The 26,566-nt window shown below is 69.8% G+C and carries 23 protein-coding genes; 5 read left to right on the top strand and 18 right to left on the bottom strand.

Annotated features, from left to right (window positions below; all coding sequences use genetic code 11):
• From KRR26_RS03910 to sppA, 13 genes are all read right to left on the bottom strand, one after another.
• On the bottom strand, positions 1-699 hold the full coding sequence (locus KRR26_RS03910; protein WP_120204100.1) for a CoA transferase subunit A: 699 nt from the start codon (positions 697-699) through the stop codon (positions 1-3).
• Positions 700-777: 78 nt separating this feature from the next.
• Complete coding sequence (locus tag KRR26_RS03905; RefSeq protein ID WP_120204099.1) at positions 778-1,959, bottom strand: thiolase family protein; 1,182 nt, start codon at positions 1,957-1,959, stop codon at positions 778-780.
• 147 nt (positions 1,960-2,106) lie between these two features.
• Entirely contained in the window at positions 2,107-3,822 is a 1,716-nt protein-coding gene (locus KRR26_RS03900) for a 30S ribosomal protein S1 (protein WP_120204097.1), read from the bottom strand.
• A gap of 555 nt (positions 3,823-4,377) precedes the next feature.
• Positions 4,378-5,523, bottom strand: a complete 1,146-nt coding sequence (locus KRR26_RS03895) for an acyl-CoA dehydrogenase family protein (protein WP_217079150.1) — start codon at positions 5,521-5,523, stop codon at positions 4,378-4,380.
• 15 nt (positions 5,524-5,538) lie between these two features.
• A complete protein-coding gene (locus tag KRR26_RS03890) occupies positions 5,539-5,979 on the bottom strand; it encodes an AgmX/PglI C-terminal domain-containing protein (protein WP_120204094.1) in 441 nt (146 codons plus the stop codon).
• A gap of 5 nt (positions 5,980-5,984) precedes the next feature.
• Positions 5,985-7,127 (bottom strand): acyl-CoA dehydrogenase, encoded by a 1,143-nt coding sequence (locus KRR26_RS03885; protein ID WP_120204093.1) that lies wholly within the window; start codon positions 7,125-7,127, stop codon positions 5,985-5,987.
• Positions 7,128-7,258: 131 nt separating this feature from the next.
• Positions 7,259-8,035 carry an enoyl-CoA hydratase-related protein gene (locus KRR26_RS03880; protein WP_120204091.1) on the bottom strand — a complete coding sequence of 259 codons (777 nt, stop codon included), beginning with the start codon at positions 8,033-8,035 and terminating at the stop codon, positions 7,259-7,261.
• A 30-nt stretch (positions 8,036-8,065) separates the two neighbouring features.
• Complete coding sequence (locus KRR26_RS03875) at positions 8,066-8,914, bottom strand: 3-hydroxyacyl-CoA dehydrogenase family protein (RefSeq protein WP_217079149.1); 849 nt, start codon at positions 8,912-8,914, stop codon at positions 8,066-8,068.
• 68 nt (positions 8,915-8,982) lie between these two features.
• Positions 8,983-9,417 (bottom strand): hypothetical protein, encoded by a 435-nt coding sequence (locus KRR26_RS03870; protein WP_120204089.1) that lies wholly within the window; start codon positions 9,415-9,417, stop codon positions 8,983-8,985.
• Between the two features lie 4 nt (positions 9,418-9,421).
• Positions 9,422-9,937, bottom strand: a complete 516-nt coding sequence (locus tag KRR26_RS03865; RefSeq protein WP_217079148.1) for a hypothetical protein — start codon at positions 9,935-9,937, stop codon at positions 9,422-9,424.
• A gap of 18 nt (positions 9,938-9,955) precedes the next feature.
• Positions 9,956-11,038: an iron-sulfur cluster carrier protein ApbC gene (gene apbC / locus KRR26_RS03860; protein ID WP_217079147.1), complete on the bottom strand. Its 1,083-nt coding sequence runs from the start codon at positions 11,036-11,038 to the stop codon at positions 9,956-9,958.
• A 136-nt stretch (positions 11,039-11,174) separates the two neighbouring features.
• Complete coding sequence (locus KRR26_RS03855; RefSeq protein WP_120204084.1) at positions 11,175-11,777, bottom strand: hypothetical protein; 603 nt, start codon at positions 11,775-11,777, stop codon at positions 11,175-11,177.
• A gap of 46 nt (positions 11,778-11,823) precedes the next feature.
• Positions 11,824-13,563 carry a signal peptide peptidase SppA gene (gene sppA, locus KRR26_RS03850; RefSeq protein WP_217079146.1) on the bottom strand — a complete coding sequence of 580 codons (1,740 nt, stop codon included), beginning with the start codon at positions 13,561-13,563 and terminating at the stop codon, positions 11,824-11,826.
• A 79-nt stretch (positions 13,564-13,642) separates the two neighbouring features.
• On the opposite strand from sppA, the gene KRR26_RS03845 reads away from it, so the two are divergent.
• Positions 13,643-14,002, top strand: a complete 360-nt coding sequence (locus KRR26_RS03845) for a hypothetical protein (protein WP_120204081.1) — start codon at positions 13,643-13,645, stop codon at positions 14,000-14,002.
• A 15-nt stretch (positions 14,003-14,017) separates the two neighbouring features.
• Here KRR26_RS03845 and KRR26_RS03840 read toward each other — a convergent pair whose 3' ends face one another.
• From KRR26_RS03840 to KRR26_RS03830, 3 genes are all read right to left on the bottom strand, one after another.
• Positions 14,018-15,094: an RNA 3'-terminal phosphate cyclase gene (locus tag KRR26_RS03840; protein WP_217079145.1), complete on the bottom strand. Its 1,077-nt coding sequence runs from the start codon at positions 15,092-15,094 to the stop codon at positions 14,018-14,020.
• A 79-nt stretch (positions 15,095-15,173) separates the two neighbouring features.
• Positions 15,174-17,117: a CocE/NonD family hydrolase gene (locus KRR26_RS03835; protein WP_120204077.1), complete on the bottom strand. Its 1,944-nt coding sequence runs from the start codon at positions 17,115-17,117 to the stop codon at positions 15,174-15,176.
• Positions 17,118-17,193: 76 nt separating this feature from the next.
• A complete protein-coding gene (locus tag KRR26_RS03830; RefSeq protein WP_236068260.1) occupies positions 17,194-19,818 on the bottom strand; it encodes a M16 family metallopeptidase in 2,625 nt (874 codons plus the stop codon).
• 282 nt (positions 19,819-20,100) lie between these two features.
• On the opposite strand from KRR26_RS03830, the gene KRR26_RS03825 reads away from it, so the two are divergent.
• Complete coding sequence (locus tag KRR26_RS03825; protein ID WP_120204074.1) at positions 20,101-20,592, top strand: peroxiredoxin; 492 nt, start codon at positions 20,101-20,103, stop codon at positions 20,590-20,592.
• A 19-nt stretch (positions 20,593-20,611) separates the two neighbouring features.
• Here the strand turns inward: KRR26_RS03825 and KRR26_RS03820 are convergent, their stop codons facing one another.
• Both KRR26_RS03820 and KRR26_RS03815 read right to left on the bottom strand, forming a co-directional pair.
• A complete protein-coding gene (locus KRR26_RS03820; RefSeq protein WP_120204072.1) occupies positions 20,612-22,033 on the bottom strand; it encodes a sigma-54-dependent transcriptional regulator in 1,422 nt (473 codons plus the stop codon).
• Positions 22,026-23,363: a sensor histidine kinase gene (locus tag KRR26_RS03815; protein ID WP_217079143.1), complete on the bottom strand. Its 1,338-nt coding sequence runs from the start codon at positions 23,361-23,363 to the stop codon at positions 22,026-22,028. Before KRR26_RS03815 ends, KRR26_RS03820 begins: the two co-directional genes overlap by 8 nt.
• Before the next feature lie 450 nt (positions 23,364-23,813).
• On the opposite strand from KRR26_RS03815, the gene KRR26_RS03810 reads away from it, so the two are divergent.
• From KRR26_RS03810 to KRR26_RS03800, 3 genes are read left to right on the top strand one after another with little or no spacing between them, the layout of a single operon-like run.
• Positions 23,814-24,878, top strand: coding sequence for an HlyD family secretion protein (locus tag KRR26_RS03810; protein WP_120204069.1), 1,065 nt, complete (start codon positions 23,814-23,816; stop codon positions 24,876-24,878).
• A complete protein-coding gene (locus KRR26_RS03805) occupies positions 24,875-25,633 on the top strand; it encodes an ABC transporter ATP-binding protein (RefSeq protein WP_217079142.1) in 759 nt (252 codons plus the stop codon). The genes KRR26_RS03810 and KRR26_RS03805 overlap by 4 nt, the downstream gene beginning before the upstream one ends.
• The gene (locus KRR26_RS03800; protein WP_217079141.1) at positions 25,630-26,565 is read left to right on the top strand and encodes an ABC transporter ATP-binding protein; all 936 of its coding nucleotides are present in this window, start codon (positions 25,630-25,632) and stop codon (positions 26,563-26,565) included. Before KRR26_RS03805 ends, KRR26_RS03800 begins: the two co-directional genes overlap by 4 nt.
• Position 26,566: the final 1 nt, after the last annotated feature.

Here is a 26,566-nt window from a genome sequence, read left to right as displayed (position 1 = left end):
TCACGCCTGCTTGCGGACGGTCCGCCGCTCGATCCACTTCTGGAGGTTCTTCGCCTGGACGATGCGGTGCACGAAGATGCTCGGCACGTGCACGAGGTCCGGGTCGAGTTCGCCGGGCTGCACGATGTGCTCGGCCTCGACGATGGTCACCTTCGCCGCCATGCACATCATCGGGGAGAAGTTGCGCGCCGTCTTCCTGAACACCAGGTTGCCCCACGTGTCCGCCTTCCACGCGTGGATGATGGCGAAGTCGGCCTTGAGCGGCGTCTCCAGCACGTGGAGCCGGCCGTCGATCATCCGCGACTCCTTGCCCTCGGCCACCTGCGTCCCGGCGCCCGTCGGGGTGAAGAAGCCACCGATGCCGCAGCCGCCCGCGCGGATGCGCTCGGCCAAGGTGCCCTGCGGGTTCAGCTCCACCTCCAGCTCGCCGGAGAGGAACTGCCGCTCGAACTCCTTGTTCTCCCCCACGTAGCTGGCCACCATCTTCTTCACCTGCTTGTTCTGAAGCAGGATGCCGAGCCCCAACTCCGTGGTGCCGCAGTTGTTGGAGATGATGGTGATGCGCTTCACGTTCTTCCGGTGAATCGCCTCGATGAGGTTCTCCGGGTTGCCGCACAGCCCGAAGCCACCGCTCATCAGGGTGATGTCATCGGGGATGTCGGCGACCGCCTCATCCGCGCTCGCGTAGACCTTGTTCATCCGTCCTCCCGCATGTGGAAACGGGATGGAAGCCCTGCCCTGGCCCCCATCCCGCGCAAGATGCCTACGTGCTGAGCCTCAGCGCTCCACCATCAGCGCGATGCCCTCGCCACCACCGATGCACAGCGACGCCACGCCGCGCTTCTTGTCCAGGTCCTTCATCGTCTGGAGCAGCGTCACCAGCACGCGCGCGCCCGACGCCCCGATGGGGTGACCCAGGCACACGCCGCCGCCGCGCACGTTCACCTTGGACGGGTCCAGGCCGAGCAGGCGGTTGTTCGCGATGGCCACCACCGCGAACGCCTCGTTGATCTCCCAGAGGTCCACGTCCTTGGCCGTCAGCGACGTCTTCTTCAGGAGGTTGTTGATGGAGTCCGCCGGCGCGATGGTGAACTCCACCGGCTTGCGAGCGGCCTGCGCGTGGCCCTTGATGCGCCCCAGGATGGTGCGGCCCTCGGCCTTGGCGCGCTCCTCGCTCATCAGCACCAGCGCCGCGGCGCCGTCGTTGATGGAGGACGCGTTGGCCGCCGTGACCGTGCCGTCCTTCTTGAACACGGGCTTCAGGCCCGCGATCTTCTCCGGCTTCGCGTTGCGCGGACCCTCGTCATCCGTGACGGTGACGACGTCCTCGGGCTTCTTGCCCGGAATCTGGACCGGGACGATCTCCGCGGCGAACAGCCCGTCCTTCTGGGCCTTGATGGCGCGCTGGGTGGACTCGAGCGCGAACTCATCCTGCTGCGCGCGGCTGATGCCCTGGGACGTGGCGCACTCCTCGGCGCACAGGCCCATGTGGACGTTGCCGTACACGTCCCAGAGACCGTCGAGGATCATCGCGTCCTTGAACTCCACGTTCCCCATGCGGGCGCCGCCGCGCATGGTGTGGCTCAGGTAGGGCGCGTTGCTCATGGACTCCATGCCGCCCGCGACGATGACGTCCGCGTCGCCCAGCGCGATGGCCTGCGCGGCGGAGATGACGGCCTTGAGGCCCGAGCCGCACACCTTGTTGAGCGTGACGGCGGGGACGCTGTCCGGCAGGCCCGCGAAGATGGCCGCCTGGCGGGCAGGCGCCTGGCCCACGCCCGCCTGGAGCACGCAGCCCATGATGGCCTCCTGGACCGCCTCCGGCTTCACGCCCGCGCGCTCCAGCGCCGCCTTGATGGCGATGGCACCCAGTTGCGGCGCCGTGAGCTTGGAGAGGGCACCCTGGAAGGCCCCGATGGGAGTGCGGGCTGCGCCCACGATGACGACTTCACGAGCCATGACAACTGCCTCCTGAGATGACGTTCGTTAACAGCGGCGGGGGCCCTTATCACTGGGCGTTTCGGAGGGGTCAAGCACCGTCCCCAAAAAGGAAACGGCCGGGCCCCCGCTCGGGAACCCGGCCGTCGCCGACATGACGCGAAGCGACTACTTCTTCAGCTTGCTCGCCATCACGTCGCCCAGGCGCGCCTTGGAGCCTTCCGCCTGCTTGCGGAGGTACTCACGGTAGTCGTCGCCCTCTCCGATGAGCGCCTTCATGGACAGCGCCACCTTCCGGTCCGGGGTGTTGATGTCGATGATCTTGACCTCGACCTCCTGGCCCTCGTTCACCACGTCACGCGGGTTCTCGACACGCTCCTCCTTCAGCTCGGAGACGTGGACGAGGCCCTCGATGCCCGGCTCGATCTCCACGAACGCGCCGAAGTCGGTGACCTTGGTGACCTTGCCCTTCACGCGGCTGCCCACCGGCAGGCGCTCGGACAGGGTGTCCCAGGGGTCCGCGGCCAGCTGCTTGATGCCCAGGCTGAACCGCTCGTTCTCGACGTCGATGTTGAGGACGACCGCCTCGACCTCGTCGCCCTTCTTGAACATCTCGCCCGGGTGCTTGATGCGCTGCGTCCAGGAGATATCGGACACGTGCACCAGGCCGTCCACGCCCTCCTCGACACCCACGAAGATGCCGAAGTCGGTGACGTTGCGGATCTGGCCCTTGATGACGGAGCCGATCGGGTACTTGTCCTCGAGGAGCGTCCAGGGGTTCTGCTCGATCTGCTTCATGCCGAGCGCGATGCGCTTGGCCTTCGGATCGATGTCCAGGACGACGGCCTCCACCTCCTGGCCGACCTCCAGGATCTTGGACGGGTGCTTGAGGCGCTTGGTCCAGGACATCTCGGAGACGTGCACGAGACCCTCGACGCCCTGCTCGATCTCGATGAACGCGCCGTAGTCCGTGATGGACACGACCTTGCCCTTGACGCGGGTGCCGACCGGGTACTTCTCGTCGGCGCGGTGCCACGGGTCCTCCTGGATCTGCTTGAGGCCCAGGCTGACGCGCTCCTGCGTCGGGTCGAACTTGAGGACCACCACGCGGACTTCGTCGCCCACGTTGAACATCTCGCTGGGGTGACCGATGCGGCCCCAGGACATGTCGGTGATGTGAAGGAGGCCGTCGATGCCGCCCAGGTCGATGAAGGCGCCGTAGTCGGTGAGGTTCTTGACCACGCCCTTGAGGACCGCACCCTCCTTGAGGTTCTTGAGGGTCTCCTTCTTCATCTCCTCGCGCTGCTTCTCGAGGAGGACGCGGCGGGACAGGACGATGTTGCCGCGCTTCTTGTTGAACTTGATGACCTTGAACTCGAACTCCTTGCCAATGTACTGGTCAAGGTTTCGAACCGGGCGGATGTCCACCTGGCTGCCCGGGAGGAAGGCCTTCACGCCGATGTCGACGGACAGGCCACCCTTCACGCGGCCGACGATGGTGCCCTTGACGATCTCATCGCGCTCGCAGGCGGCGCTGATCTCGTCCCAGATGCGCATCTTGTCGGCCTTCTCCTTGGAGAGGACGACCATGCCGGTGTCGTTCTCGCGGCTCTCCAGGAGGACCTCGACCGGGTCACCCGCCTTGACGGAGACCTCGCCCCGAGGATTGGTGAACTCGGCGATCGGGACCTGACCCTCGGACTTGTAGCCGATGTCGACGATCGCGAAGTCCTTCGTCACCTGGACCACGGTTCCCTTGACGATCTCCCCTTCCTTGAGGATGCCGTCACCGCCACGCTCCTTGAGCGAGGCCTCGAACAGTGCCGCGAAATCCTCGTCACCACCGGCGTCCATCCCGACCTGCTGGTTCACGTTCTGCTGCATGAAATGAAAGTCCTTGGAAACGGTACAACTGCCCCCTGTTTGAGAATGAATCGCAGCGCCTGCGGGGAGCAACCGGTCGCTGCGGGCGTCCCTCCAATAGGGACATGATGCATGTTGAAGCCGCGCACCCTAGACACCGCTTATTCCGGTAGTCAAGCAGGCGCGTGCCTCATGTGGGGACTCGAGGAGAACTTCCCCCGGCCCTGTCAACCCCAGGCGGTGTCCGCCCGGACGCGGGGCACGACCGCGCCCCGCTGACTCCCGCTCCGCGTGAGAGCGGGACCCTTGATGTAAGGCCGCTCGCCCCGCGCCGCACCTGTTCCCGCTCGGGGAGAGCACCCCTGCCCTGCCCGCCCGGTGGGACTGCCTGGGCGGGGGCAAGCGGCGAATGGACTCGAACCGGGTGCGACATTTCGCGCCGGGGTTCGTCTTCCCGGTGGGCGGGGGCCGAGAAGTTCCGCGTCCGGCACGAAACACGGGGAGGTGCGCCCGGGGGGGTGGACTTGTTCCCGCGTGCCGGCGGATTCGGCCCCGCCCGTCTTGACCTCGCGCGCCTCAGCCGATGAGGCGGAACGTCTCGCGGGCGATGACCAGCCGCTGCACCTCGCTGGTGCCCTCGTAGATGGTCTGCACGCGCGCGTCGCGGAAGTAGCGCTCCACCGGGAACTCGTCGATGTAGCCGTAGCCGCCGTGGAGCTGGACCGCCTTGTCACACACGCGGTTGCTCGTCTCGCTGGCGAACAGCTTGGCCATGGACGCCTCGCGGGTGAAGGGCTGCTTCTGCTCCTTCAGGTACGCGGCGCGCAGGGTCAAGAGCTCCGCCGCGGACAGCTGCGTCTTCATGTCCGCCATCATGAACCGAGGCGCCTGGAACTCCGCGACGGCCTCGCCGAACGCCTTGCGGTCCTTCGTGTACGAGACCGTGGCCTCCATCGCCGCGCGGGCCACGCCGCACGCCTGCGCCGCGATGCCGATGCGACCGCCGTCCAGCGCGGTCATCGCCAGCTTGAAGCCGTCCCCCTCCTTGCCCAGGAGGTTCTCGGCGGGGACCTCGCAGTCCTCGAAGGTGAGCGCCACCGTGTTGGAGGCGCGCAGGCCCATCTTGTCCTCGTGCCGGCCGATGTGCAGACCCTTCGTGCCCCCCTCGACGATGAAGCAGGACAGGCCCTTGTTGCCGGTCCCGGACGTGCGGGCCCACACCACCATCACCCCGGCGTGCGCGCCGGAGGTGATCCACTGCTTGCTGCCGTTGAGGACGTAGCGGTCGCCGCGCTTGACGGCGCTGGTGAGCAGCGCGCCCGGATCCGAGCCCGCGTGCGGCTCGGAGAGCGCGAACGAGCCCACCACCGCCTCGCCCAACGTGAGCCGGGTGACGTACTTCTCGCGCTGCGCGTCGGTGCCGAAGGCGTGGATCAGCTCCGCGCACATGTTCGTCACCGCCATGGCCACGGACACGGAGGCGTCCGCCGCCGCCATCTCCATCATCGCCAGGGCGTAGGCCACCACGCCCGCCTCCGCGCCGCCGTACTTCGACGGGAGGTTCACGCCCAACAGGCCCAGCTCGGCCAGCTCGCGGAAGAGCTCCGTGGGGAAGCGCTCCTCGCGATCCATCGCGCGTGCCTGCGGAGCCACCCGCTCCCGCGCGAACTTGCGGGCGGTGTCACGGATGAGGGTCTGCGTCTCGGTCAGCTCGAGGTTCACGGCGGGCGTCCTGTGCTACTCAATGGCCTTGAGGTTGAACGGGTACTCGATGGGGTGGTCGCGTCCGTCCGTGGGCTTGGGGAAGCTCATGGACATCAGCACCGCCACCACGCAGTCATTGAGCCCCGCGTCCTTCAGCGTGCTCGCCTTCTTCACGACCTTGGCGTCCTTCACCAGCCCATCCGGCGTGATGGTGAAGGACGTCATCAGCTTGCCCTCCACCTTCTTGCCCTTCTCCACCAGGTGGTCCTCGTAGCACTCCTGGATGCGGACCTTGTGGTGGAGGATGACCTGCTGGATGGAGTCCGGCGTGAAGGGCAGCGCGCCGACGTCCAGCGCCTCCTCCTGCCGGGCCGGGGCCTTCTGGGCCGTCTTGTGCTTCGCGGGCGCACCCTGCCCCAGCGCCAGCGCCGGGCTCAGGAGCACCGCCATCGCGAGGGCGAGTGAACGCGTCATGGCGACTAGTCCTTGAGGAGGTTGGCCGAGATGACGATGCGCTGAATCTCGCTCGTGCCCTCGTAGATCTCGGTGATGCGCGCGTCGCGCACGTGGCGCTCGGCGTCCATCTCCTTGCTGTAGCCCATGCCGCCGTGCACCTGGAGGGCCTTGTTCGCCACGCGGCTGGCCATCTCGCTGGCGTACAGCTTGGCCATGGCGCTCTCCTGGCTGTGGCGCACGCCCTTGTCCTTGAGCAGCGCCGCGTTCCACACCAGCAGGCGGGCCGCGTCGATCTCCGTGGCCATGTCCGCGATCATGAACTGGATGGCCTGGTGCTCGCGGATGGGCTTGCCAAAGGACTTGCGCTCACCCGAGTAGCGCACGGCCTCCTCCAGCGCCGCGCGCGCGATGCCCAGCGCCTGGGACGCGATGCCGATGCGACCACCGTCCAGGGTGGACATGGCGACCTTGAAGCCCTCGCCCTCCTTGCCCAGGATGTTCTTGGCCGGCACGCGCATGTCCTCGAAGAACATGGAGCAGGACCACGCGGCGCTGATGCCCATCTTCTTGTCGGGCTCGGCGCGGATGAAGCCCGGCGTGTTGGTGGGGACGAGGAACGCGGTGATGCCCTTGTTGCCCGCCTCCTTGTTCGTCATCGTGAAGAGGACGATGGCGTCCGCCTTCGGGCCGTTGGTGATCCAGTTCTTCGAGCCGTTGATGACGTACTCGTCGCCCCGGCGCACCGCCACCGTCTTCTGGGCCGCGGCGTCGCTGCCCGCCTCGGGCTCCGTGAGACCGAAGCAGCCCAGCTTCTCACCGCTGGCGAAGGGCTTGAGGAACTGCTCCTTCTGCTCCTCGGTGCCGAACTTGCTGACCGGATCGCAGTAGAGCGAGTTGTTCACGCTCATGATGACGCCGGTGGAGGCGCAGCCGCGGCTGATCTCCTCCATGGCGATGGCGTAGCAGACATTGTCCAGGCCCGCGCCGCCGTGCTTCTCGGGGACCGCGACGCCCAACAGCGACAGCTCGGCCAGCTTCTTCACCGCGTCCGTGGGCCAGGCGTGCGTCTCGTCCCACTTGCGGGCGTTGGGGATGAGTTCCTTGGCGGCGAACTCGCGGCACAGACGCTGGATCTCGCGCTGGATGTCGGTCAGCTCGAAGTTCATGAGGCTTCTCGGACGGCGGGAGGAAGAAAGTCGGGCCTACATAGTATGCGGCCCCGCGTCCGGGAACAGCGAAGACGCGGGGCCACGGGACAAGCGCGGGTTGCCGCCGGGATTAGCCGGCGGCCCCTCGCTCACTTCCCGGTGAACTGGGCGGGGCGCTTCTCCAGGAAGGCCTTCATGCCCTCGCGCTGGTCTTCCGAGCCGAAGAGCACCGCGAAGCCCTGGCGCTCCAACTCGTTCGCCGCGCGCAGGTCCTGGTCCGCGCCGAACTCCACCACCCGCTTGGCCTGGGACACGGCCAGGGGGCCGTTCTTGAGTATCTTCCCGGCCACCGTGCGGCAGTGCTCCATGAGCTTGTCCGCGGGAACCACGTCCAGCACCAGGCCAATCTCCTTGGCCCGGGCCGCGTCGATGCGGTCCGCGGTGAAGAGCAGCTCCTTGGCCCGCGATCGACCCACCAGGCGCGTGAGCCGCTGGGTGCCGCCGAAGCCCGGGATGACGCCCAGGGTGACCTCGGGCAGGCCCAGCTTCGCCTTCTCCGAGGCGTAGATGAGGTCGCACGCCATGGCGAGCTCACACCCGCCGCCCAGCGCGAAGCCGTTCACCGCCGCGATGGTGACGATGGGCAGCGACTCCAGGGTCTGGAAGACGTGGTGCCCCAGCGCGGAGAACTCGCGCGCCTGGGCGGCGGTGATGGTGACCATCTCCGCGATGTCCGCGCCCGCCACGAAGGCCTTGTCGCCGCCGCCGGTGACGATGAGCGCGCGGGTGTCGTCGCCCAAGGTCTTCAGGGCGGCGTCCATCTCGTGGAAGGTCTTGCTGTTGAGCGCGTTGAGCGCCTTGGGCCGGTCAATCGTGAGGACCGCGATGCCGCCGTCCTTCTCCAGCCGGATGTTCTCGTAGGCCATGGTGCGGGCTCCTGTCCGTGCTCGGGGGAACTAGTACTTGTAGAAGCCGCGGCCGCTCTTCTTGCCGAACCAGCCGGCGTCCACGTACTGGCGCAGCAGCGGGCACGGGCGGTACTTCGGATCGCCCAGGCCCTTGTGCAGCACCTCGGCGATGAAGAGCACGGTGTCCAGGCCGATGAAGTCCGCGAGCTGCAGCGGGCCCATGGGCTGGTTGGTGCCCAGCTTCATCGCGGTGTCGATGTCCTCCGCGGTGCCCAGGCCCTCCATCAGCGCGTAGCAGGCCTCGTTCAGCATGGGGATGAGGATGCGGTTGACGATGAAGCCCGGGAAGTCCTTGGACACCACCGTCGTCTTGCCCATGCGCTCGGCCAGCGCGCGCGTGGTGTTGTAGGTCTCCTCGGAGGTGGCCGCGCCGCGGATGAGCTCCACCAGCTGCATCACCGGCACCGGGTTCATGAAGTGCATCCCGATGACGGACTCGGGGCGCTTCGTGGAGGCGGCGATGCGGGTGATGGGGATGGAGGACGTGTTGGTGGCCAGGATGCCGCCGGGGCGCACCACGGCGTCCAGCTCCAGGAAGATGCGGCGCTTGAGGTCCTCGTTCTCGGTGACGGCCTCGATGGCGAAGTCCACGTCCTTGGCGTCCGTGGCCTGGGTCAGCGTGGCGAGGTTGGCCTCGGCGGCCTTCTGCTTCGCCTCGTCCAGCTTGCCCTTCTCCACCAGCTTCTTCAGGCCGCCGCGGATGCGCTCGGCGCCCTTGGCGAGCCCTTCCTTGGACACATCCACCAGCGTGACGCGCAGGCCCGCGACCAGCGCCACCTGCGCGATGCCCGCGCCCATCTGCCCTGCACCGACGACGACGACGTGCTCCGTTGCCATGGCGTTCGTGGACCCCTCGGTCATTTGGGAAAACGTGCGGGCGGCCATAACGCACGCCCTGGGGGCGGTCAACGACTGGCGTCCGGCAGTCGGAGCTGGCGAACGATGCGCGCCTCCTCTCCTACGGAGAGGGTGTCCTCCACGCGCAGTCGGGCCTCCTGCCCTTCGCGCTTCACGAACACGAGCGCGCGGAAGGTGCCCTCGGGCAGGGCCGTCTGGACTTCCACCCGGGGTGGAGGTCCGGACGGAAAGAAGCGCTCCTCGCGCTTCTCGATGTGGCCGTCCGCGCCCAGCACCTGGATGTCCAGCGCGCGCGCCGAGGCCCACCCGGAGCCCTCCAGCTCGAACACCAGCTCGCGCTCCGGAGTGGCGGTGACACGCCACAGCCATAGGCCCAGCGCCGCCAGGAGGATGACCGGGAGCCGCTTGGCCAACGGGTGGGAGCGCCACCCCGCACGGGGCTCGGGGCGCGAGGACGGGGGGGACTCCGGTGCTTCCGCCACCCTGCTACTCCTTCTTGGTCCGCCGCGCGGGGCGGCGGGCGTTCAGCTCGGAGATGACCACCCGGGCCGAGTGCTGCGCGGGGGCCTTGGCGGACTTCTTGCGCGGCTCCGGCTCGGCCTGGGGTTCCGGCTCGCGGGGCGCCTCGTCCTTCTCGTGGGGCACCAGGCGGATCTGCGCCTTCACCTCGACCGTCATGCCGGACAGGAGCTTGAGGAACTCGTCGCGGAGCTTCTCCGACTGGAGGAAGCGCCGGAGCTCCTCGGAGACGACGCGGGTGAGGTCATCCTTCGTCTTCTCCGCCTGGGAGAGGATGAAGCCGAGCGCCTCCTTCGGGAGCTTGAGCTGCCCCGACAGCGAGCGGATGCCCTCCTCCGTCATGAAGATGGCGCCCAGGCCCGCGACCGCCATGCGCCGCACGAACTCGGGAACGAAGCCGCCGCCCGGGCGCCCGTCACGGCCGGGGTGCTGCTCGTCGTCGTCGAGCAGCGGATCGGGCGGGAAGTCATCGTTGCCGGCCATGCGGTCTCCTCGGGTTGTTCAGCGGGCCTGGACTACGGGCAGCGGGATGCCCTTCATCGTCTGCGCGGACACGCGCCCCGCGATGTTGCGCGCCACCTCCTGGAAGGCCTTGGCCTCCAGGCTGTCCTTGGCGGCCACCACCACGGGCGTGCCCGAGTCTCCGGACTCGCGCACCTTGAGGTCCAGGGGAATCTCCCCCAGGAACGGGATGCCGAACATCTCGGCGGCCTTGCGCCCGCCGCCGTGGTTGAAGATGGCCGTGGTGTGCGAGCAGTGCGGGCACACGAACTGGCTCATGTTCTCCACGATGCCCAGCACCGGGATGTGGACCTTGTCGAACATCTGCTTGGCGCGCACCACGTCCGCCAGCGCCACGTCCTGCGGCGTCGTCACCAGCACCGCGCCGGCCGCGCGCACCGACTGCGACAGGCTGAGCGCCACGTCGCCCGTGCCCGGCGGCAGGTCCAGCACCAGGTAGTCCAGATCGCCCCAGTTCACGTCGCGCACCAGTTGCATCAGCGCGCCGTGCAACATGGGGCCGCGCCAGATGAGGGCCTGATCCGCCTCCACCAGGAAGCCGATGGACATGACCTTGAGGCCGTGCGCGGTGAGCGGCTCCAGCGACTTGCCATCCGGGCTCACGGGGCGCTTGTCGGACAGGCCCGTCATGAGCGGTACGGAGGGGCCGTAGAAGTCCGCGTCCAGCAGGCCCACCTTGGCCCCGTGCTGCGCGAGCGCGGTGGCCAGGTTCACCGCCACGGTGCTCTTGCCCACGCCGCCCTTGCCGGCGCCCACGAGGATGATGTTCTTCACCTTGGGCAGCATCGCGTTGCCCGAGCCGCCGGCCACCGAGCGAACCTGCGCGCCCCACTCGATGTCGAACGACTTCAGGCCGGGCACCGCCTTGAGCGCCGCCTCGGCGTCCGCCTGGATCTTCCCCTTCATGGGGCAGGCGGGCGTGGTCAGCTCAATCTTGAGTTTCACCGAGTCACCGGCGACGCGGACATCCTTCACCATCCCGGCCTTCACCAGGTCCACGTGCAGCTCGGGATCCATCACCTTCGACATCGCCGTGAGGATGTCGGACTCGGAAACGCTCATCAGGACACCTGAAACCTTTTGGAATACGGGCGTTTGCACGCCTGAACGGGGCGCGGAGATTGCCAGCCCCCCGAGGGCTGTCAACGTCGATTAACGCGCCGGCACGACTGCCGCACGGGAGCGGAAGGACGCCTGTTCATTCGAGCGCCGCCACGCGGTACTCCCCGTCTTCCAGGACGAGCCGCACCGCGCGCTCCTCGCCCACGGGCAGCACCGCGGCCCCCGCAGCCACTCGGATGGGCGCATGCAGGGCGAGCCGGGCGCGGCGCAGGCGCTCCTTCGCCAGGGGTTCTCGCTCGAAGTCCTCGCGCAGCCGCTCCGGGGTGTAGCGGGCGCGCAGCGGCGCGGCGAGCAGCCCCCAGGTGGCCTTCCAGTCCCGAGCCTCGGCCGCGTCCAGGAAGCGCGTCAGCGCGGCGCGCGGCGCATCCGCGGGGCGAGCCTCCACCACCTTCCAGCCCTCCGGGCTTCGCGCCAGGGTGACCGAGGGCGCGCGCGCCTCCAGTTCGGCGGCCCCCGCGCGCACCGCGGCGGCCCGCTCCCGGCGGACCTTCTCGTCGGAGTATTGCTCCAGGAAGGCCCGCTCCCCGTCGGGCGCGCCTTGGGTGAGGGCATACGCCGCGGGCAGCCGGTTCTCCTCCAGCGCCTTCGCATAGGCCTCGGCCACGGCCCCGGGCTCGCGGGGCGCGGTGGCACAGGCGGCGAGCAGGGGCAGGCTCAGCAGCACGGTGGGCGTTCTCATGGGGCGCGGCAGGGTAGACCCGGCGCGGACGGAGCGGCAATCCCTGTTACGGGCGCGTGGCCCGCCACAGTTGGACGAGCCACGGAGGCAGCGCCCCCTCGGGCTCCTCCTCGTCCCAGGACTCCAGCCCCAGCGCCAGGGGGCACAGGGCATAGGTCCCCACGCGCGCCACGCGGGAGAGCAGGCGCACCAGGGACAGGCGCCGCTCGGCGGCCCCGTATTGGACCAGCTCGAAGTCCTGGGTGCCCTGCCCCGCCAACTCCAGCGCACGCCGGCACGCCTCCTCGAAGCCGCCGATGCGGTCCACCAGCCCCGCGTCCCTGGCGCGCAGCCCCGAGTAGACCCGCCCCTCCGCGCGCGCGTGGATCTCCTCCTTCGTGCGGCCTCGCGCCTCGGCCACGGTCTCCAGGAAGGACTGGTAGGACTCCTCCACCTCCGCCTCGAGCGTGGCCCGCTCGTGAGGCGTGAAGCCGCGCGCCGCGGAGGCGAACCCGGCGTTCTGTCCTCGGGTGATGACGGTGCGCCGGACGCCGAACCACTCCAACAGCTCGGAGCACTCGAACTTGCCGATGAACACGCCGATGGAGCCCACGACGGCATACGGCGCCGACCAGAGCTCACGCGCGCCGAGCGCCGCCATGTACCCGCCGCTGGCGCAGACGGAGTCCATGTAGGCCACCACGGGCTTGCGGACCGCCACGCGCCGCACCGCTTCGAGGATCTGCTCCGACGGCAGCGCTCCACCTCCCGGGCTGCTCACGTGCAACAGGACGGCCCGCACGCGGGGATCCCGGCCCGCCCGGCGCAGCGACTTGACCACCGCCTCCGAGGCCGCGAAGCGCCCCCGCCCAGCGCCCCCGCCCACAATCACCCCCGACACCGGGACCAGGCCGAGCCGAGGGCGCCGCCGCACCGGGAGCCACCGCACCGGGGGAAACACGCGCGTCTCCAGATAGCCCGCGAAGGGCGCCAGCGGCGCGGCGTCCTCACCGGGCTCCGTGGCCGGCAGGCCCAGGCGCGCGGGCAGGTCCGCCTCGCTCACCAGCGCGTCCACCAGCCCCGCCGCCAACGCCCGGCGCGCGCTGTAGGGGCCCGCGTCGATGAGCGCCCGCGCCTCGTCGGGCGTGCGGCGCCGGCCCCGGGCCACGGCGTCCACCAGCACCGCGTACCGCTCGTCGAGCAGCGCCTCGATGGTCTGCCGCTGGATGTCCGACACGGCGGCGTGGGTGAACAGCTCTGGCGCCGTCTTGTAATCACCCCGGCGCACGAACTGGGCTTGGACGCCGAAGCGCTTCAGTGCCTCGCCGAGCACGGTGGCCTCGGCCGCGTAGCCCACCAGCTCCACGCGGCCCATGGGCGCCAGGAGCACCTCGTCCGCCGCGCACAGCACCGGGTAGGCGTCCGTGTCCACCGCCACCGCCCACGCCACCACCCGCTTGCCCGCGGCGCGGAAGTCCTCCAGCGAACGGATGAGGGCCTCCCGCCGGGCCAGCGGCACGGACAAGGCCTCCACCTCCAGAAGCACGCCGCGCACGCGCGGATCCGCCGCCAACCCCTGGAGGGCCGCTCGGAACGCCGCGAGCGACGTCACCGTGGCGGGCTCGGGGCGCGCGCCGCCCAGCCAGGCCCAGCGCCTCCGAGGCTCGCGGTACGCAGGCGCCCCCGTCAGACGGAAGCGCACCCAGGCGGGCCGATGCCTCCGGGCCAGCAGGCGCCAGGGCAGCCCCAGCAGCAAGCGCACCAGGAGCAGCAGGTTGGCGAAGGCGACGAGCGGGAGTCGCAGCATGGGGGGCAGCTACGGGAGGGGCCGGGGCCGCGCAAGGCTTGTTCTGCACGGGTGTTGGCTCATGGTAGCGTCGAGCACCATGCGCTCTGCCTCCTTCTCCCGGCTTCTGCTCGTCACCACGCTCGTCTGGGGCGGCGCCGCGTTGGCCCAACCGGCGCGACGTCATCCCCAGGACTTCCAAGCTCCCCAGGCCCAGTCCGCCGAGGAGCGAGAGGCCGCCAAGCAACGCGCCATGGGCGGCAACATCAACTCCTACGGCCGCGACATCCAGCCCAAGGAACCCACCATTCCGTGGATGGCCGTGGGGCTGGCCATCATCGTCCTCACCGTCGCCTCGCCCTTCGCCGTCCGCGCCTACCGCGGGACCGCGAAGGAGATTGACAGCCACAAGGCCTTCGGTGACCGGCACGAGGACAGCGAAGAGGACGAGGCCGCCTGAAGGCAGCCCCCCGATTCACGCCGGACGGACCTCCACCCTGCCGTCCGGCCCCGCGGTCACCCTCACCGGCAGGAACCGCTCGATGATGCGCGCCTGCGACTCGAGCGGTTCGCGCTCGCCCGCGACCGTGAAGCGCGTGGTGCCCGGCGTCACCTGGCCCAGCCGCCCCGAAGCCAACAGCGCCGCCGGCAGGAGTACCTGCTGAGCCAGGAGCGCGTCGAGCGCCCCGCCCGCCTCCATGAAGTCCGCCAGCGCCGCGGCGGCCTCGCGTCCCACGTCTTCGGGTGACCGGCTCCGCTCGCCCAACGCGAGGAAGCCCGCGAGGGTGTACTCGAACTGCGCCAGCACGAAGGCCGCCATTCCGGCCGAGCGCGTGACGGGCACCGGGCGATTCTCCGCCTCCGCGTGGATGCCGCGCTCGCGCAGCAAAGCCACCGCCGCGCGAGACTGACGCTCCGCGAGCGCGAACGGGACGCCTCCCACGCACGCCTGCACGCGCACCTCGCGGAGCATGCCGCGCGCGGGCAGCTCCACTCGAAGCGGGGGGGCTTGGGGCGGGTGCACCTCGGCGGAGAAGTCACCGCCGCCGTCGGGATAGAAGCCGGCGTGCTTCAGGGAGAGCTGCACGGGCAGCCCATAGGCCTGCGCCAGTGGCTGCCACGCGCTCACCAGGTACGGATAGCTGGCGCCCCAAGGCAGGTGCGTGCTGCCGCGCAGCGTGAGCCGCCCTCCTCCCGCCAGCGCGAGCGGATAGAACAACGCCAGGAACAGCTCCGGCGCGCTGCCAGACGGCCCCAGCTCCACCACGTAGTCGCCCGGGCGCACGAGCCCGGGCGTGAAGGACAGCTCCGTGGAGCCCACGAGCGCGCCGTCGCTGACGCCGCCGCCCAGGGCCTCGGCGCCCCGGATCTTCGCCAGATGCTGCGGCCGAAGGCCCGGGGGCTCGCCGCGCGCGAGCAGGTGCGTGAAACGAAACGGGCGGCCGGTGATGAGCGACAGGGACAGAGCCATGCGGAGGTGCTGCGCCTCTCCCGCGGACTCGCTCCCGTCGAGCAGCACCGGCTCGGTGCCGGGCCGGTCGGTGCCGGTCATGACCCTCCCCATCCAGATGCCTGCGCGTGCGGGCGCGGAGCCTAGCAGAACCGACGGCGCGCCCGCGTGAGCCTCGGCCTCACCCGTCGAGCGGCGGCAGCACGCGCACCGTCACCGCGCTGGGATGCGCGGCGGACCGGTACACGCGATGGAAGGCGCGCACGAAGTCCGACTCCTTCGCCTCGAAGATGTTGGGCACGAAGGTCTGCGGGTTGCGGTCGATGAACGGGAACCAGCTCGACTGCACCTGAATCATGACCCGGTGGCCCCGGCGGAAGGTGTGGAACACGTCGTTGACGGTGAAGCGCACCTGGGTGGGCTCGTTGGGCGTGAACGGCCGAGGCTCGCTGTAGCTGGTGCGGAACCGGCCGCGGAACGGCTCGCCGCGCACCAGCGTCTGCTGGCTGCCCCGGTTCAGCGCGCCGGAGTGCTCGTCCTCGCGCGACCAACCCGGCAGCTTGCCTGGGTTCACGTCCACCAGCTTCACCACCCAGTCCGCGTCCGTGGCCGTGGTGGAAACCCACAGGTCCGCGTCCAGCGGGCCCGCCAGCGTGAGGTCCTCCGTCAGCGGCTCCGTCTCGTAGACGAGGACGTCCGGCCGCGTCGCCGCGAAGCGCTGATCCTCGGCCATGTAGTTCTTGGCCCAGCCCGCGGTGAGTTCCTTGGTGTACGGCACCGGCTTGGCAGGGTCGCTCACGTACTCGTCAAAGGACTCGGCGCTCTCTCGCGGAGCCTGGAACGACAGGGTGCCCTTGGGCTGGAAGTACAGCCGCGTCTCGCGCGCCTCGCGAGGCGGCCAGGACTCCATCTTCCGCCAGCGGTTGGCGCCCGTCTCGAACACGAAGGCCTCGGGAATCTCCGGCTTGGGCGCGCCCTTCAGGTGGTGCTTGAAGAAGTTCAGCTGCATCTCCTGGAACGTGGCGCTGGTGGCGAAGCCGAAGTCCGCGTCTCCCAGCGACGCGCCTTCCGTGCTGACCCAACCGCCGTGCCGCCACGGCCCCATCACCAGCGTGTTGGCGATGCCGGGGTTCTGCTTCTCGATGGCCGCGTAGGTGTGAAGCGGTCCGTACAGGTCCTCGGTGTCGAACCAGCCGCCCACCACGAGCACCGCCGCCTTGATGTTCTTCAGATGCGGCAACAGGTTCCGGGACTGCCAGAACGCGTCGTAGTTCGGGTGCGCGGTGATGTCCTTCCAGAACGCGACGTCCCCCTTGAAGTGCTTCGAGTCCGCGTTCGACAGCGGGCCCAGGTCGAGGAAGAACTCATACGAGTCCGGCGTGCCGTGCTCGAACGGCGTCCACTCCTCGCTCGCGGTGGGCGTGGGCCGAGGACGCCCGAACGCCGAGAAGAAGTCGAAGGCCAGCACCAGATTGAAGGCGCCGTGACGGTGCATGTCGTCCCAGAACCAGTCCGCGATGGGCGCCTGGGGCGACACGGCCTTGAGCGCCGGGTGCGAATCAATGGCGCCGGCCGCCGTGTAGAACCCCGGATACGAGACGCCATACATGCCCACTCGCCCGTTGTTGTTCGGCAGGCGCTTCACCATCCAGTCGATGGTGTCGTAGGTGTCCGTGCTCTCGTCGATGTCCTGCGCGCCGCGCTTGCCGGCCACCTGGGGGCGGACATTGACGAAGGTGCCCTCGGACATCATCCGTCCGCGCACGTCCTGGAAGACGAAGATGAAGCCTTCCTTCTCATCCGCGGAGGAGTTGCCCAGCGCGGACTTGTACCGGTCCGCGCCATACGGGGCCACCGAGTACGGCGTGCGCGTCAGCAGGATGGGATAGCGCCGGGTGGGGCTCGCGTCGTTGGGCGTGTAGACGGAGGTGAAGAGGTGCGTCCCGTCCCGCATGGGGATGCGGTACTCGAACTTGGTGTAGTGCGAGCGGATGTACTCGGTCCGCTCCTCGGAGAAGCCGTAGCGCTGTGGCTTCGGCGGGGGCGCCGACTGGGTTTGTGCCCAGGCGGCGCCTGACGCGATGAACAGGGTCAATGCCGCGAGACAACGGGACACACGGGGCATGCACGCTCCAGGAAGAGATGCGCGACATTGTGAGGGATACCCGGCCCTCCTTCCACCGTCGTGTGTCCCTGCCCCGCTAGAGCTGCGACGACTCCTTCGCGGCCGCCTTGGCCTGGGCCTCGTCTGCCTGGACGCCCATCACCAGGTGCTCGGTGCACCGGGCGAACTCGGACTTGAGGTCCGAGGACGTGACCCCCTGGATCAGCGTGGGGCGCTGCGCCACGGACTCGGCCGAGAAGTCACGCACGCGCGCGTCGAGGAGCGCATCCACCCAAGCCTCGGTGCTGCTGAAGTCCACCACGGCCTGTGTCATGAGGCGCGTGCGGGCCCGCTCCAGTTCCGCGGCCGGAACGCCGTCCTTGGCGAAGCTCGCGAACATCCGACGCGCCACGCCCAGCGCCATGCCGAGCTGCGGCGAGTCCACGACGCCTTCCACCAGGAGGTGCGCCGCGCCGCCTCGGGCCACCGACACCTGGGTGTCAAAGCCGTAGCTGGCACCGCGCTGCTGACGCACCTGCGTCCACAAGCGCGCCCGAGCCAGCTCGGCCATGACCGCATAGCGCGCCTCGGCCTCGGGCGTAGCAGCCGGAAGGCGACAGGCGACGCTCAGCGAGGCCTGCGTGGCGCCCGTGACCGGCGTGATGTACAGCGTCGGCGGCATGGCAGCGGGAGGCTCGGGAGGAGCCGGAGGCGCGACGGCGGGCCCCTTCGCACCCCAGCCCCCGAGGTACTTGCGGGCCAGCGGCTCCACCTGCGCCATGTCGAACTCGCCGGCGATCACCACCACCGCGTTGGCGGGCGTGTAGTTCACCTTCACCCAGTCCCGCGTGGACTCCCAATCCACCGCGGAGAGCGTCTGGTAGGTGGCGGGCTGCGCATACAGGTGCTTCCCATAGAGCGCCTGCATGAGCTGGCGGTTCGCGATGACGCCCGGGCGCGCGTCCGCGGCCGCGGTCCAGGGCAGGAGTTCGTCGTGAATGAACTTCACGACCGGCTCGGTGATGCGCATGGTGGAGAGCTTCTCCGCCGTGATGGCCAGCATGTTGCCGACGTTGCCAGCGGGGCCCGCGACTTCGTAGCGGACCTGATCGCTGCGCAGGGACTTGCGGGTGTGCAGCCCCCAATCACTGGGACTGCCCTCGTAGCTCGTCTCGGCCGAGGCGCCGAGGTTCGCGAGGGTGGCCACCGCGCTGGGACCACTCACCTCGCCCCCCTTCAGCGCCACGCCCACGCGCACCAGCGGGAGGCCCGGCCGCGGCACCATCACCACCTCCACGCCGTTGTCGAGCCGCACGGTCTTCACGGGCGCGGAGAACGCGGACAGCGACGGCGTCACGGGCGGCGCGCTCGCCACCGTCTCGTCCGGAATCAGGAGCGAGGGAGCCTTGAGCGCCCCGACCCCGGTGGCACCCGGCCGCACCAGGAAGGCGCGGGCGCGCGAGCGCTGCAGCCACTGATACGCGAAGCCCGTCACCTTGCTCCCACTGAGAGACAGCAGGGCGCCCTGCGCGCGGCTGAAGGCGCGCGCGTCCGTCATGAAGTGCGTCAGCTCGGCCCGGCGCACCGCGCGAGCCAGGAGGTCCTCGGAGTCGAGCACCATTCCGGCGGCCACGTGGCGCCGCATCTCCACGATCGTCTGCTCGCGCTGGGCAACGCCCGCGGCGTCGTTGGTGTCGGACCACGAATGATGCACCTCGTCGAGCACCTTCTCCAGCGAGCGCTTGGGATGATCTCCCTTGTTCAACACCACGCGCACCAGCAGGAGCGACGCGCGCGTGCCTCGGATGAGGCCGGTGTCGATGTATGCGATGTCTCCGTCATTCCAGGCCGCGCGCATCAGGCTGGAGTCCAGCGAGGACGCCACGAACTCCTGCACGGCGCTGGCCTCATCGAAGCCGCGCGGCAACACCCATGACACGTACAGCTCGGGCGACGTCACCGCGGCCTCGTGCGTCACCAACTCCTTGGCCGCGGGCGCGACGGGGGGCTCGACGATGTCGCGAGGCAGGCGCTGCTCCAGCGCCAGCGGCGGCCCCGAGCCCACCCATGAGGGCGGAAGGGCCTTGTTGATGAGCGCATCCACCGTCGTCAACTCCACGTCACCGGAGATGACAATGGTCACGTTCTCGGGCCGGTAGCTCAGCCGCGCGAAGCGCTGCGCGTCCGCGAGCGTGGTGGCTGTCAGGCTCTCATGCGTGCCGATGCCGGGGCGCGCATAGGGATGGCCCTCGGGGAACGCGTTCTCGAAGGCCCAGCTCGTGACCTTGCCCACATAGCCGGACTCGTTGCGCTGGCGCAGCTCGTTGCGAACGACCTCGCGCTCCACGGTGAACACGTCCGGCGTCACGCCATCGAGCGGCGCGGCCAGCCGCTGTCCTTCGAGCGCGAGCAGGGCCGGGAGGGACTCCCGAGGCCCCATGGTCTCGTAGACGGTGTGGTCCATGCCAGTGAAGGCGTTGAAGCGCCCCGCGCCGCTCTGCTCCAACCGCGTCCACACCGAGGCCGTGCCGCCATGCCGAGCACGGAAGGCGAGGTGCTCGACGAGGTGCGCCAGTCCCTCCTTGCCCTGAGGGTCATTGGAGCTGCCCACGCCCACCAACGCGGCGACCGCGACCACGGGCGCGCGCGAGTCCTGCTCGACCACGACGCGCAGCCCCGAGCCCAAGCGGAAGTCCCGCAGCGGGAAGGCCGTATCGCGCATGACGAGCTGCCCCCGAGGGGGCACGGTGGCGCACCCACCCAGGGTCAGTGCGAGCAGGGACAACACGCCCGGGAGGGCACACAGAGAGCGCCGTCCGAAAGGACGTACGCGAGGCATTGGGTTCATACAGTTCCGGAGAGGAGTGAAGGCACGGCGACAGCGGCCCGGGAAGATAGCGACTTCCCTTTCGGCTCACCTGACACTTTGAGCAGGATTTCTCCGTATAGAATGTCCCGAGTTCACTGGCGGGCGTGGTGACCCAGCCTGTCCTGAAAGCGAGCCATGGCCAGAGCGAAGACGCTGCAAGAGGGCGAAGCCATTCCAGACGTCACGCTGCTGGGACCGGGCGAGAAGCCGGTGCGCCTGAAGGATCTGCTCGGCGACAAGGTCCTGGTCGTCTACTTCTACCCGCGGGACGACTCCCCGGGATGCACCGTGCAGTCGTGCAGCTTTCGCGATCAGTACGAGGACTTTGCCGCGGCGGGCGCGGAGGTGGTGGGCATCAGCAGCGACTCGGTCGCGTCCCACGAAGGTTTCGCCACCAAATACCGGCTGCCATTCAAGCTGCTGAGTGACCCTGACGGCCAGGCGCGCGCGGCCTTCGGCATTCGCTCCACCCTCGGCCTCATTCCCGGCCGCGTGACCTTCATTGTCGACCGCTCGGGCATCGTCCGCCACGCGTTCGACTCCCAGATTCGCGTGGGAGAGCACGTGCGGAAGGCGCTCGAAGTGGTGCGCTCACTCGGCGCGGCCAAGGCGCCCGCAGCGCGCTGACGGACCCACGGAGGGCGGCTCACGCCGGTGCCCCGCCCTCCTCTGTTCCGTCCAACCCATACTTGCGCAGCTTGTCGTGCAGCGTCGCGCGGCCGATTCCCAGCCGCCGCGCCGCCTCGCTGCGGTTGCCTCCGGCCAGCGCCATCGCGTCCAACACGAGGCCTCGCTCGTAGGCTTCCACCCGCTCCTTGAGCCCCGCCCCGGCCACGCTGTCCACGGCACCAGCGGATGGGCCGCGCGCGGCGGTCGTCGCCGTCGTCTCCGCGCGCTGAAGCAACTCCATGTCCAGCTCGCCATCGCTGGAGAGCGCCACCAGGCTCTCCAGCGTGTTCTCCAACTCGCGGACGTTGCCGGGCCACGGCATGGACGACAGCCGCTCGATGAAGCCCGAGGGAACCTTCAAGGGACCGGTGTGGAATCGGTCGCGGAAGCGATCCAGGAACATTCTCGCGAGGACCGGGATGTCCTCCGGCCGTTCGCGCAGCGCCGGCACGCGCAGATGCACCACGTTGAGTCGGTAGAAGAGGTCCTCACGAAAGCGCCCCTCCGCCACGAGCTTGCGCAAGTCGCGATGCGTGGCGGCCAGGATCCGCACGTCCACCTTCACCGGGCGATCCGTCCCCACCGGCCGCACCTCGCCCTCCTGGAGCACGCGCAGCAATCGCGCCTGAAGCGTGGATGCCAGCTCCCCCACTTCGTCGAGCAGCAACGTGCCGCCATCGGCCTCGCGGAACAGGCCCGCGCGCTCTCGGTGCGCCCCCGTGAAGGCCCCCTTCGTGTGGCCGAACAGCTCGGCCTCGGCGAGGTCCTCCGTGAGCGACGCGCAGTTGAAGCGCAGGTAGGGCCTGGCCGCGCGCGGTGAGGCGCGCACCAGCGCTTCGGCCACGCGCTCCTTGCCGGTGCCACTCTCCCCGGTCACCAGCACCGTGACGTCCCGAGGCCCCGCGCGCTGGACGAGCTGCGCCAGCCGGCTCATCGACTCCGCGGCGAACACCATGGAGCGCGAGAGGTTCAGCTCTCCCGCCAGCCGCTCGTTGTCCATGCGCAGGCGCACGGCCTCCAACGCGCGAGACACCACCGCCAGCAGCTCATCCACGTCGAAAGGCTTGCGGAAGTAGTCGTAGGCCCCGGCCTTGATCGCCTCCACCGCGAAGCGCTCCGAGCCATGCGCCGTGATGACGATGACCCGAGGCGCATGCGGCATGGCGTGGATGCGCCGCACCAGCTGCATGCCATCCATGCGCGGCATCCGCAGGTCCGTGATGACCAGTCCATAGGCGCGCTCGGCCATCGCCTGGAGCGCGGCCTCGCCGTCCGCCGCCTCATCCACCTCCAGCTGCGCGGTGCTGGTCAGCGTCTCGCGCAAGGTGAAGCGGACTCCGGCATCGTCATCCACCACCAGGACGCGTGGACCTGCCGGCACCGCTGAGTCCCTAGACATGCGCCCTCGTCTCCACACCCGTCCCCAGCGTTCCCGCGGGCAGCTCGCGTGGGAGCACCAGCTCCGCCACGCAGCCGCACGTCCGCCCGTTCTCCAGACGAAGCTCGCCACCATGCTGGCGCGCCAACGCGCGTGCCACCGTCAACCCCAGGCCCGAGCCACGCGCCTTCGACGTCACGCCCGCGTCGAAGACCCGATCCGCCATCTCAGGTGAAATCCCGGAGCCCTCGTCCACGACCACGACGCGCGCGTCCCCCACGTCCGTCGAGCCCACGTGCAGCACCACCTGGGAGCCGGGAGGACTGGCCTCGATGGCGTTGTGCAACAGGTTCATCATCACCTGCTTCACCTTGCGCGGATCACACCGCGCCAGCACTGGCCCCGAGCCTTCGCGGAGCAGGCGCACCGCGTGCTCCGACGCGAGCCCCTCGTGCAGGATGAGCGCCTCATCACACAGCTCCGCGAGGTCGATGGCACTGACGGACAGCGGCACCAGGGGCCGAGAGAAGTTGAGGAACTCGTCCAGGATGCCCTGCATGCGCGACACCTCCGAGGACAGGACGCGCAGGCGCTCGCTGGGCTGCGGACGTCCGGGCTCGCGGGCCATGAGCTGGGTGAGGCCCTTCACCGTCGCCAGCGGGTTCTTCAGCTCGTGGGCAATCTCTCCCGACAGCGCCTCCAGCTCGCGGGCGTGGTTGCGATGAACGGCCAGCAGCTCATCGCGGTGGCCGAGCGCATCCACCAGCATGTTGTCGAACGCGACCCGGATGAGTGCGCCAGCGCGGTTGGCGATGACGCCGAGGATCGCCACGGCGATGACGCCCACGAGCAGGAACAACGGCGGCGCCGAGCCCAGGAAGCCCAAGGGCAGCCCCTGCAAGGCGCCGGAGAGTTGCAGACACGCCAGGACTCCCAGCGCGACGAGGTTCGCCACGAGGATCATCCGCCGCGCATCATCCTTCAGCACGACGCCGCTCACGAAGGACACCGGCAGCAGCGAGGGCAGCAGCGGACTGGCGATGCCTCCGGTGCACACGATGAACCCGAACTGGAACACCAGGCTGCCCCAGATATTGGACGGCATGCTGGAGGCCGTGAGGCCACGTCGACCGAAGCGCCACAGCTCAAAGAGCGACAGGCCGCTCCAGCCCGCCACCAGCATGCCCACGGTCACCCGCCGCCACAGGGCGGGATCCAACACCGCGGCCACGGTGGTCGCGGTCAGCAGCAGCTTCCCGATGTGCAACCGCATGCGCACCATCCGCCCGAACACGCGGCTGAAGTGTCGGATCTGGATCTCGTTGAAGTCGCGCTGCCTCGCCGTGTCCATGGCCACCTCGGGACGTCACTTCGCCTTCGTCCGCGGGCGCATGGTACGCCGTCGCGTGGAGCGCGCGGCGGGCTTCGGTGCCTGCGCCCGACGCGGCTTCGCACGCACAGGACGGCGCGCGGGAATCGGGCGCGGCGCCGGGCTCGAGGGGGACGGGGCAGTCCAGGGAAGCGCGAGGCCGTAGAACAAGAACATGTCGAGCATGGGAGAGCGGCCCTCCAGGGGCGAGTGGTCGGCGCCGCCCCAAAGCAATGGCGGTGCCACGCAGCCTCCCGAGTGAGCCGCGGTCCTCTCCCCTGCCTGGAATCCGACAGGTGTCGGGTTTCCGGCAGTCCGGCGGGTCGGGCTCCCGACGGGCGACACGGCGCATCCCTCGTGGGGCATCACGGGCACGAGCCTTGCGAATGGGCCATCGGTGGCACCACGGTCACCCGTGGGCCGGGAGGGGTCATGCGCCGCGCCGTCCTGCTGTTCGTCGCTCTCATCGGGGTTCTCACCGCGCTGCTGGGCGCTCGCCTGTTGCGGGAGCGGCGCGCGGCGCAAGGGCCGTCGGGAGGCTCGGGCGTGGTCGAGGGCACGGTGGTGGACGTGCGCTCGCGCCTCAACGCGCGCATCGTCGCCTTCCACGTGGAGGAGGGCGCCTCCGTGGCCAGAGGGGCGCTCCTGGCCACGCTCGACTGCAATGAGCCCGAGGCAGGGCTCGCGGAAGCCGAGGCGCGGCTCGCCCAGACTCGGGCCCAGGCGGACGCGGCGCGCGCCTCGGCCGTGGCCGCGGGCCGCAGCAGCGAGGCGGTCGCCGCGCAGGCGGAGGGCACCGCGGCGCAACAGGAATCGCTGGCGGATCAACTCGGCCTCGCGCGGCGCAACGCCGAGCGCATCGACAAGCTGGGCGAAGCGGCGGCGGAGTCCACGCGGGACCAGGCCCGCGCCGAGGCGGACGCGCTCAGCCGACAGCTCATCGCCTCGCGCCACGCGAGCACCGCGGCCTCCCGTCAAGCCCGTGCGGCCTCCGAGCAAGAGCGCGCCAGTCAGCAGCAGGCCGAGGCGGCCCTCCAAGCCGTCCAAGCCGCCGAGGCGGCGCTGCGGCGCGCCCGCGTCTCCGTGAGCGAGTGCGAGCTGCGCGCCCCGCTCAGCGCCACGGTGGAGACGCTGCCGCTGGAGCCCGGGGACCTGGCCATGCCGGGCACCGTGCTGGCGCGACTCGTGGACACGCGCCACCCGAAGGCCACCTTCTACTTGCCGAACGCGGAGCTGGCCGCCGCGCGCCCGGGCCAGTCCGCCACCGTCCACGCGGACGCGTACCCGGATCGCGCCTTCACGGCGCGCGTGGTCACGGTGTCGCGCGAGGCCGCCTTCACGCCGCGCAACGTGCAGACGCGCAGCGATCGCGATCGGCTCGTCTACCCGGTCGAGGTGCACATCGACGCGCCGGACGGGGCGCTCCTGCCCGGCATGCCGGTGGACATCGTGCTGGGGCCCGTGCCGGATGCCTCGGTGGCGGAGCAGCGCCCGTGAGCGCCGCCGAGACGCGGGACCTGGAGCTGCGCGACGTGCGGCGGAGCTTCGGTGCCACCCAGGCACTGCGGGGCGTGTCGCTCGCCGTGCGCCAGGGCGAGGTGTACGGCCTCGTGGGGCCGGACGGCGCGGGAAAGACCACCGCCATGCGCATCCTCTCCGGCCTCCTGCGGCCTCACGAGGGCTCGGCGACGGTGTTGGGCGTGGACCCGGCCCATCCACGAGGCGAGGCGCGCGAACGACTGGGGCTCGTGCCGCAGCGCAACACGCTCTACGGAGACTTGAGCGTGGACGAGAACCTTCACTTCTTCGCGAGCCTCTTCGGCCTGTCGCGGCCCGACTTCGAAGCGCGGCGTGAGCGGCTGCTGCACATCACCCGCCTGGGACGATTCACGGAGCGGCGGGCGGATGCGCTGTCCGGCGGAATGTACAAGAAGCTCGCGCTCGCGTGCGCCCTGCTCCACCGGCCTCGCGTGTTGCTGCTCGATGAGCCCACGAACGGCGTGGACCCCGTGAGTCGCCGCGAGCTGTGGGAGCTGCTCTATGGACTGGTGCACGAGGGAATGACCCTGCTCGTGTCCACGCCGTACATGGACGAGGCCGCGAGGTGCCACCGCGTGGGCCTGTTGTACGAAGGGCAGCTCATCGCGGAGGGAGAGCCTCGCGCCCTCGCGCGCGCCCACGGCGTGTCTCCGTCCGACTTCGAGTCCGTGTTCCTGGCGATCATCGCCCGCCGCGACGGGAGGGCCGCGTGAACGTCATCGAGGTGGAGCACCTGTCGCGGCGATTCGGCGACTTCAAGGCCGTGGACGACGTGAGCTTCACCGTGGGGGCCGGGGAGATCTTCGGCTACCTGGGGGCGAACGGCGCGGGCAAGTCCACCACCATCCGCATGTTGTGCGGCCTGCTCCAGCCCTCGGGCGGCCACGCGCGCGTGGCGGGCCACGACGTGGCGATCGCTCCCGAGCGCGTGAAGGCGGGCATCGGCTACATGTCCCAGCGCTTCTCGCTCTATCTGGACCTCACGGTGCGCGCGAACCTGGAGTTCTTCGCCGCCGCATATGGCGGGCACGGCGCCACGCTGCGCGCCGCCATCGACGCGATGCTGGAGCGCATGCAACTGACCTCCGTGCGTGACGCGGTGACGGGTGCGTTGCCGGGAGGAGTCCAGCAGCGCGTGGCACTGGCGAGCGCGGTGATGCACCGGCCCCGCATCGTGTTCCTGGACGAGCCCACGGCGGGGGTGGATCCGCTCCAGCGCCGCTCCTTCTGGCAGCTCATCCGCGAGCTGGCCGCGCAAGGAACCACGGTCTTCGTCACCACGCACTACATGGACGAAGCGGAGAACTGCGCGCGCATCGGCATCATGGTGGACGGGCGGCTGGTCGCGCTCGACACCCCCGAGGCGCTCAAGCGCGAGCACGCCCCAGGCCGTGTGCTGGATGTCCGCGGCCCGGGGCTGGCCCAGGCGCTGGATGGGCTGCGCGGTGAGCCCGGCGTGCTGGATGTGAGCCGCTTCGGGTCCGGGGCCACCGTGCGCGTGGATCCAACGCGAGTGGAGGCTCAGGCCGTGGCGCGGTGGTTGCGCGCCCGGGGAGTGGAGCCGCTGGAGATGGAGGAGTCCGCGCCCACGCTCGACGACGTGTTCCTCGCGCTGACGGCCTCCGCGCAGCGAGGAGAGGACTAGC

Source organism: Citreicoccus inhibens (assembly GCF_019039035.1).
Taxonomy (GTDB): Bacteria; Myxococcota; Myxococcia; order Myxococcales; family Myxococcaceae; genus Citreicoccus; species Citreicoccus inhibens.
The sequence above is the reverse complement of the archived record's forward strand: the minus strand, read 5'-3'. Positions and strand labels throughout refer to the sequence as shown.

Excerpts from the sequence above, each read along its gene's own strand:
- KRR26_RS03815 (WP_217079143.1), bottom strand. The coding sequence starts at position 23,363 with ATGGACACGGCGAGGCAGCGCGACTTCAACGAGATCCAGATCCGACAC.
- KRR26_RS03840 (WP_217079145.1), bottom strand. The coding sequence starts at position 15,094 with ATGACCGGCACCGACCGGCCCGGCACCGAGCCGGTGCTGCTCGACGGG.
- KRR26_RS03855 (WP_120204084.1), bottom strand. The coding sequence starts at position 11,777 with ATGAGAACGCCCACCGTGCTGCTGAGCCTGCCCCTGCTCGCCGCCTGT.
- KRR26_RS03820 (WP_120204072.1), bottom strand. The coding sequence starts at position 22,033 with ATGTCTAGGGACTCAGCGGTGCCGGCAGGTCCACGCGTCCTGGTGGTG.
- KRR26_RS03865 (WP_217079148.1), bottom strand. The coding sequence starts at position 9,937 with ATGGCCGGCAACGATGACTTCCCGCCCGATCCGCTGCTCGACGACGAC.
- KRR26_RS03880 (WP_120204091.1), bottom strand. The coding sequence starts at position 8,035 with ATGGCCTACGAGAACATCCGGCTGGAGAAGGACGGCGGCATCGCGGTC.
- KRR26_RS03885 (WP_120204093.1), bottom strand. The coding sequence starts at position 7,127 with ATGAACTTCGAGCTGACCGACATCCAGCGCGAGATCCAGCGTCTGTGC.
- KRR26_RS03830 (WP_236068260.1), bottom strand. The coding sequence starts at position 19,818 with ATGCGCGATACGGCCTTCCCGCTGCGGGACTTCCGCTTGGGCTCGGGG.
- KRR26_RS03875 (WP_217079149.1), bottom strand. The coding sequence starts at position 8,914 with ATGGCAACGGAGCACGTCGTCGTCGTCGGTGCAGGGCAGATGGGCGCG.
- KRR26_RS03890 (WP_120204094.1), bottom strand. The coding sequence starts at position 5,979 with ATGACGCGTTCACTCGCCCTCGCGATGGCGGTGCTCCTGAGCCCGGCG.
- KRR26_RS03910 (WP_120204100.1), bottom strand. The coding sequence starts at position 699 with ATGAACAAGGTCTACGCGAGCGCGGATGAGGCGGTCGCCGACATCCCC.
- KRR26_RS03810 (WP_120204069.1), top strand. The coding sequence starts at position 23,814 with ATGCGCCGCGCCGTCCTGCTGTTCGTCGCTCTCATCGGGGTTCTCACC.
- KRR26_RS03900 (WP_120204097.1), bottom strand. The coding sequence starts at position 3,822 with ATGCAGCAGAACGTGAACCAGCAGGTCGGGATGGACGCCGGTGGTGAC.
- apbC (WP_217079147.1), bottom strand. The coding sequence starts at position 11,038 with ATGAGCGTTTCCGAGTCCGACATCCTCACGGCGATGTCGAAGGTGATG.
- KRR26_RS03845 (WP_120204081.1), top strand. The coding sequence starts at position 13,643 with ATGCGCTCTGCCTCCTTCTCCCGGCTTCTGCTCGTCACCACGCTCGTC.
- KRR26_RS03905 (WP_120204099.1), bottom strand. The coding sequence starts at position 1,959 with ATGGCTCGTGAAGTCGTCATCGTGGGCGCAGCCCGCACTCCCATCGGG.
- KRR26_RS03825 (WP_120204074.1), top strand. The coding sequence starts at position 20,101 with ATGGCCAGAGCGAAGACGCTGCAAGAGGGCGAAGCCATTCCAGACGTC.
- sppA (WP_217079146.1), bottom strand. The coding sequence starts at position 13,563 with ATGCTGCGACTCCCGCTCGTCGCCTTCGCCAACCTGCTGCTCCTGGTG.
- KRR26_RS03835 (WP_120204077.1), bottom strand. The coding sequence starts at position 17,117 with ATGCCCCGTGTGTCCCGTTGTCTCGCGGCATTGACCCTGTTCATCGCG.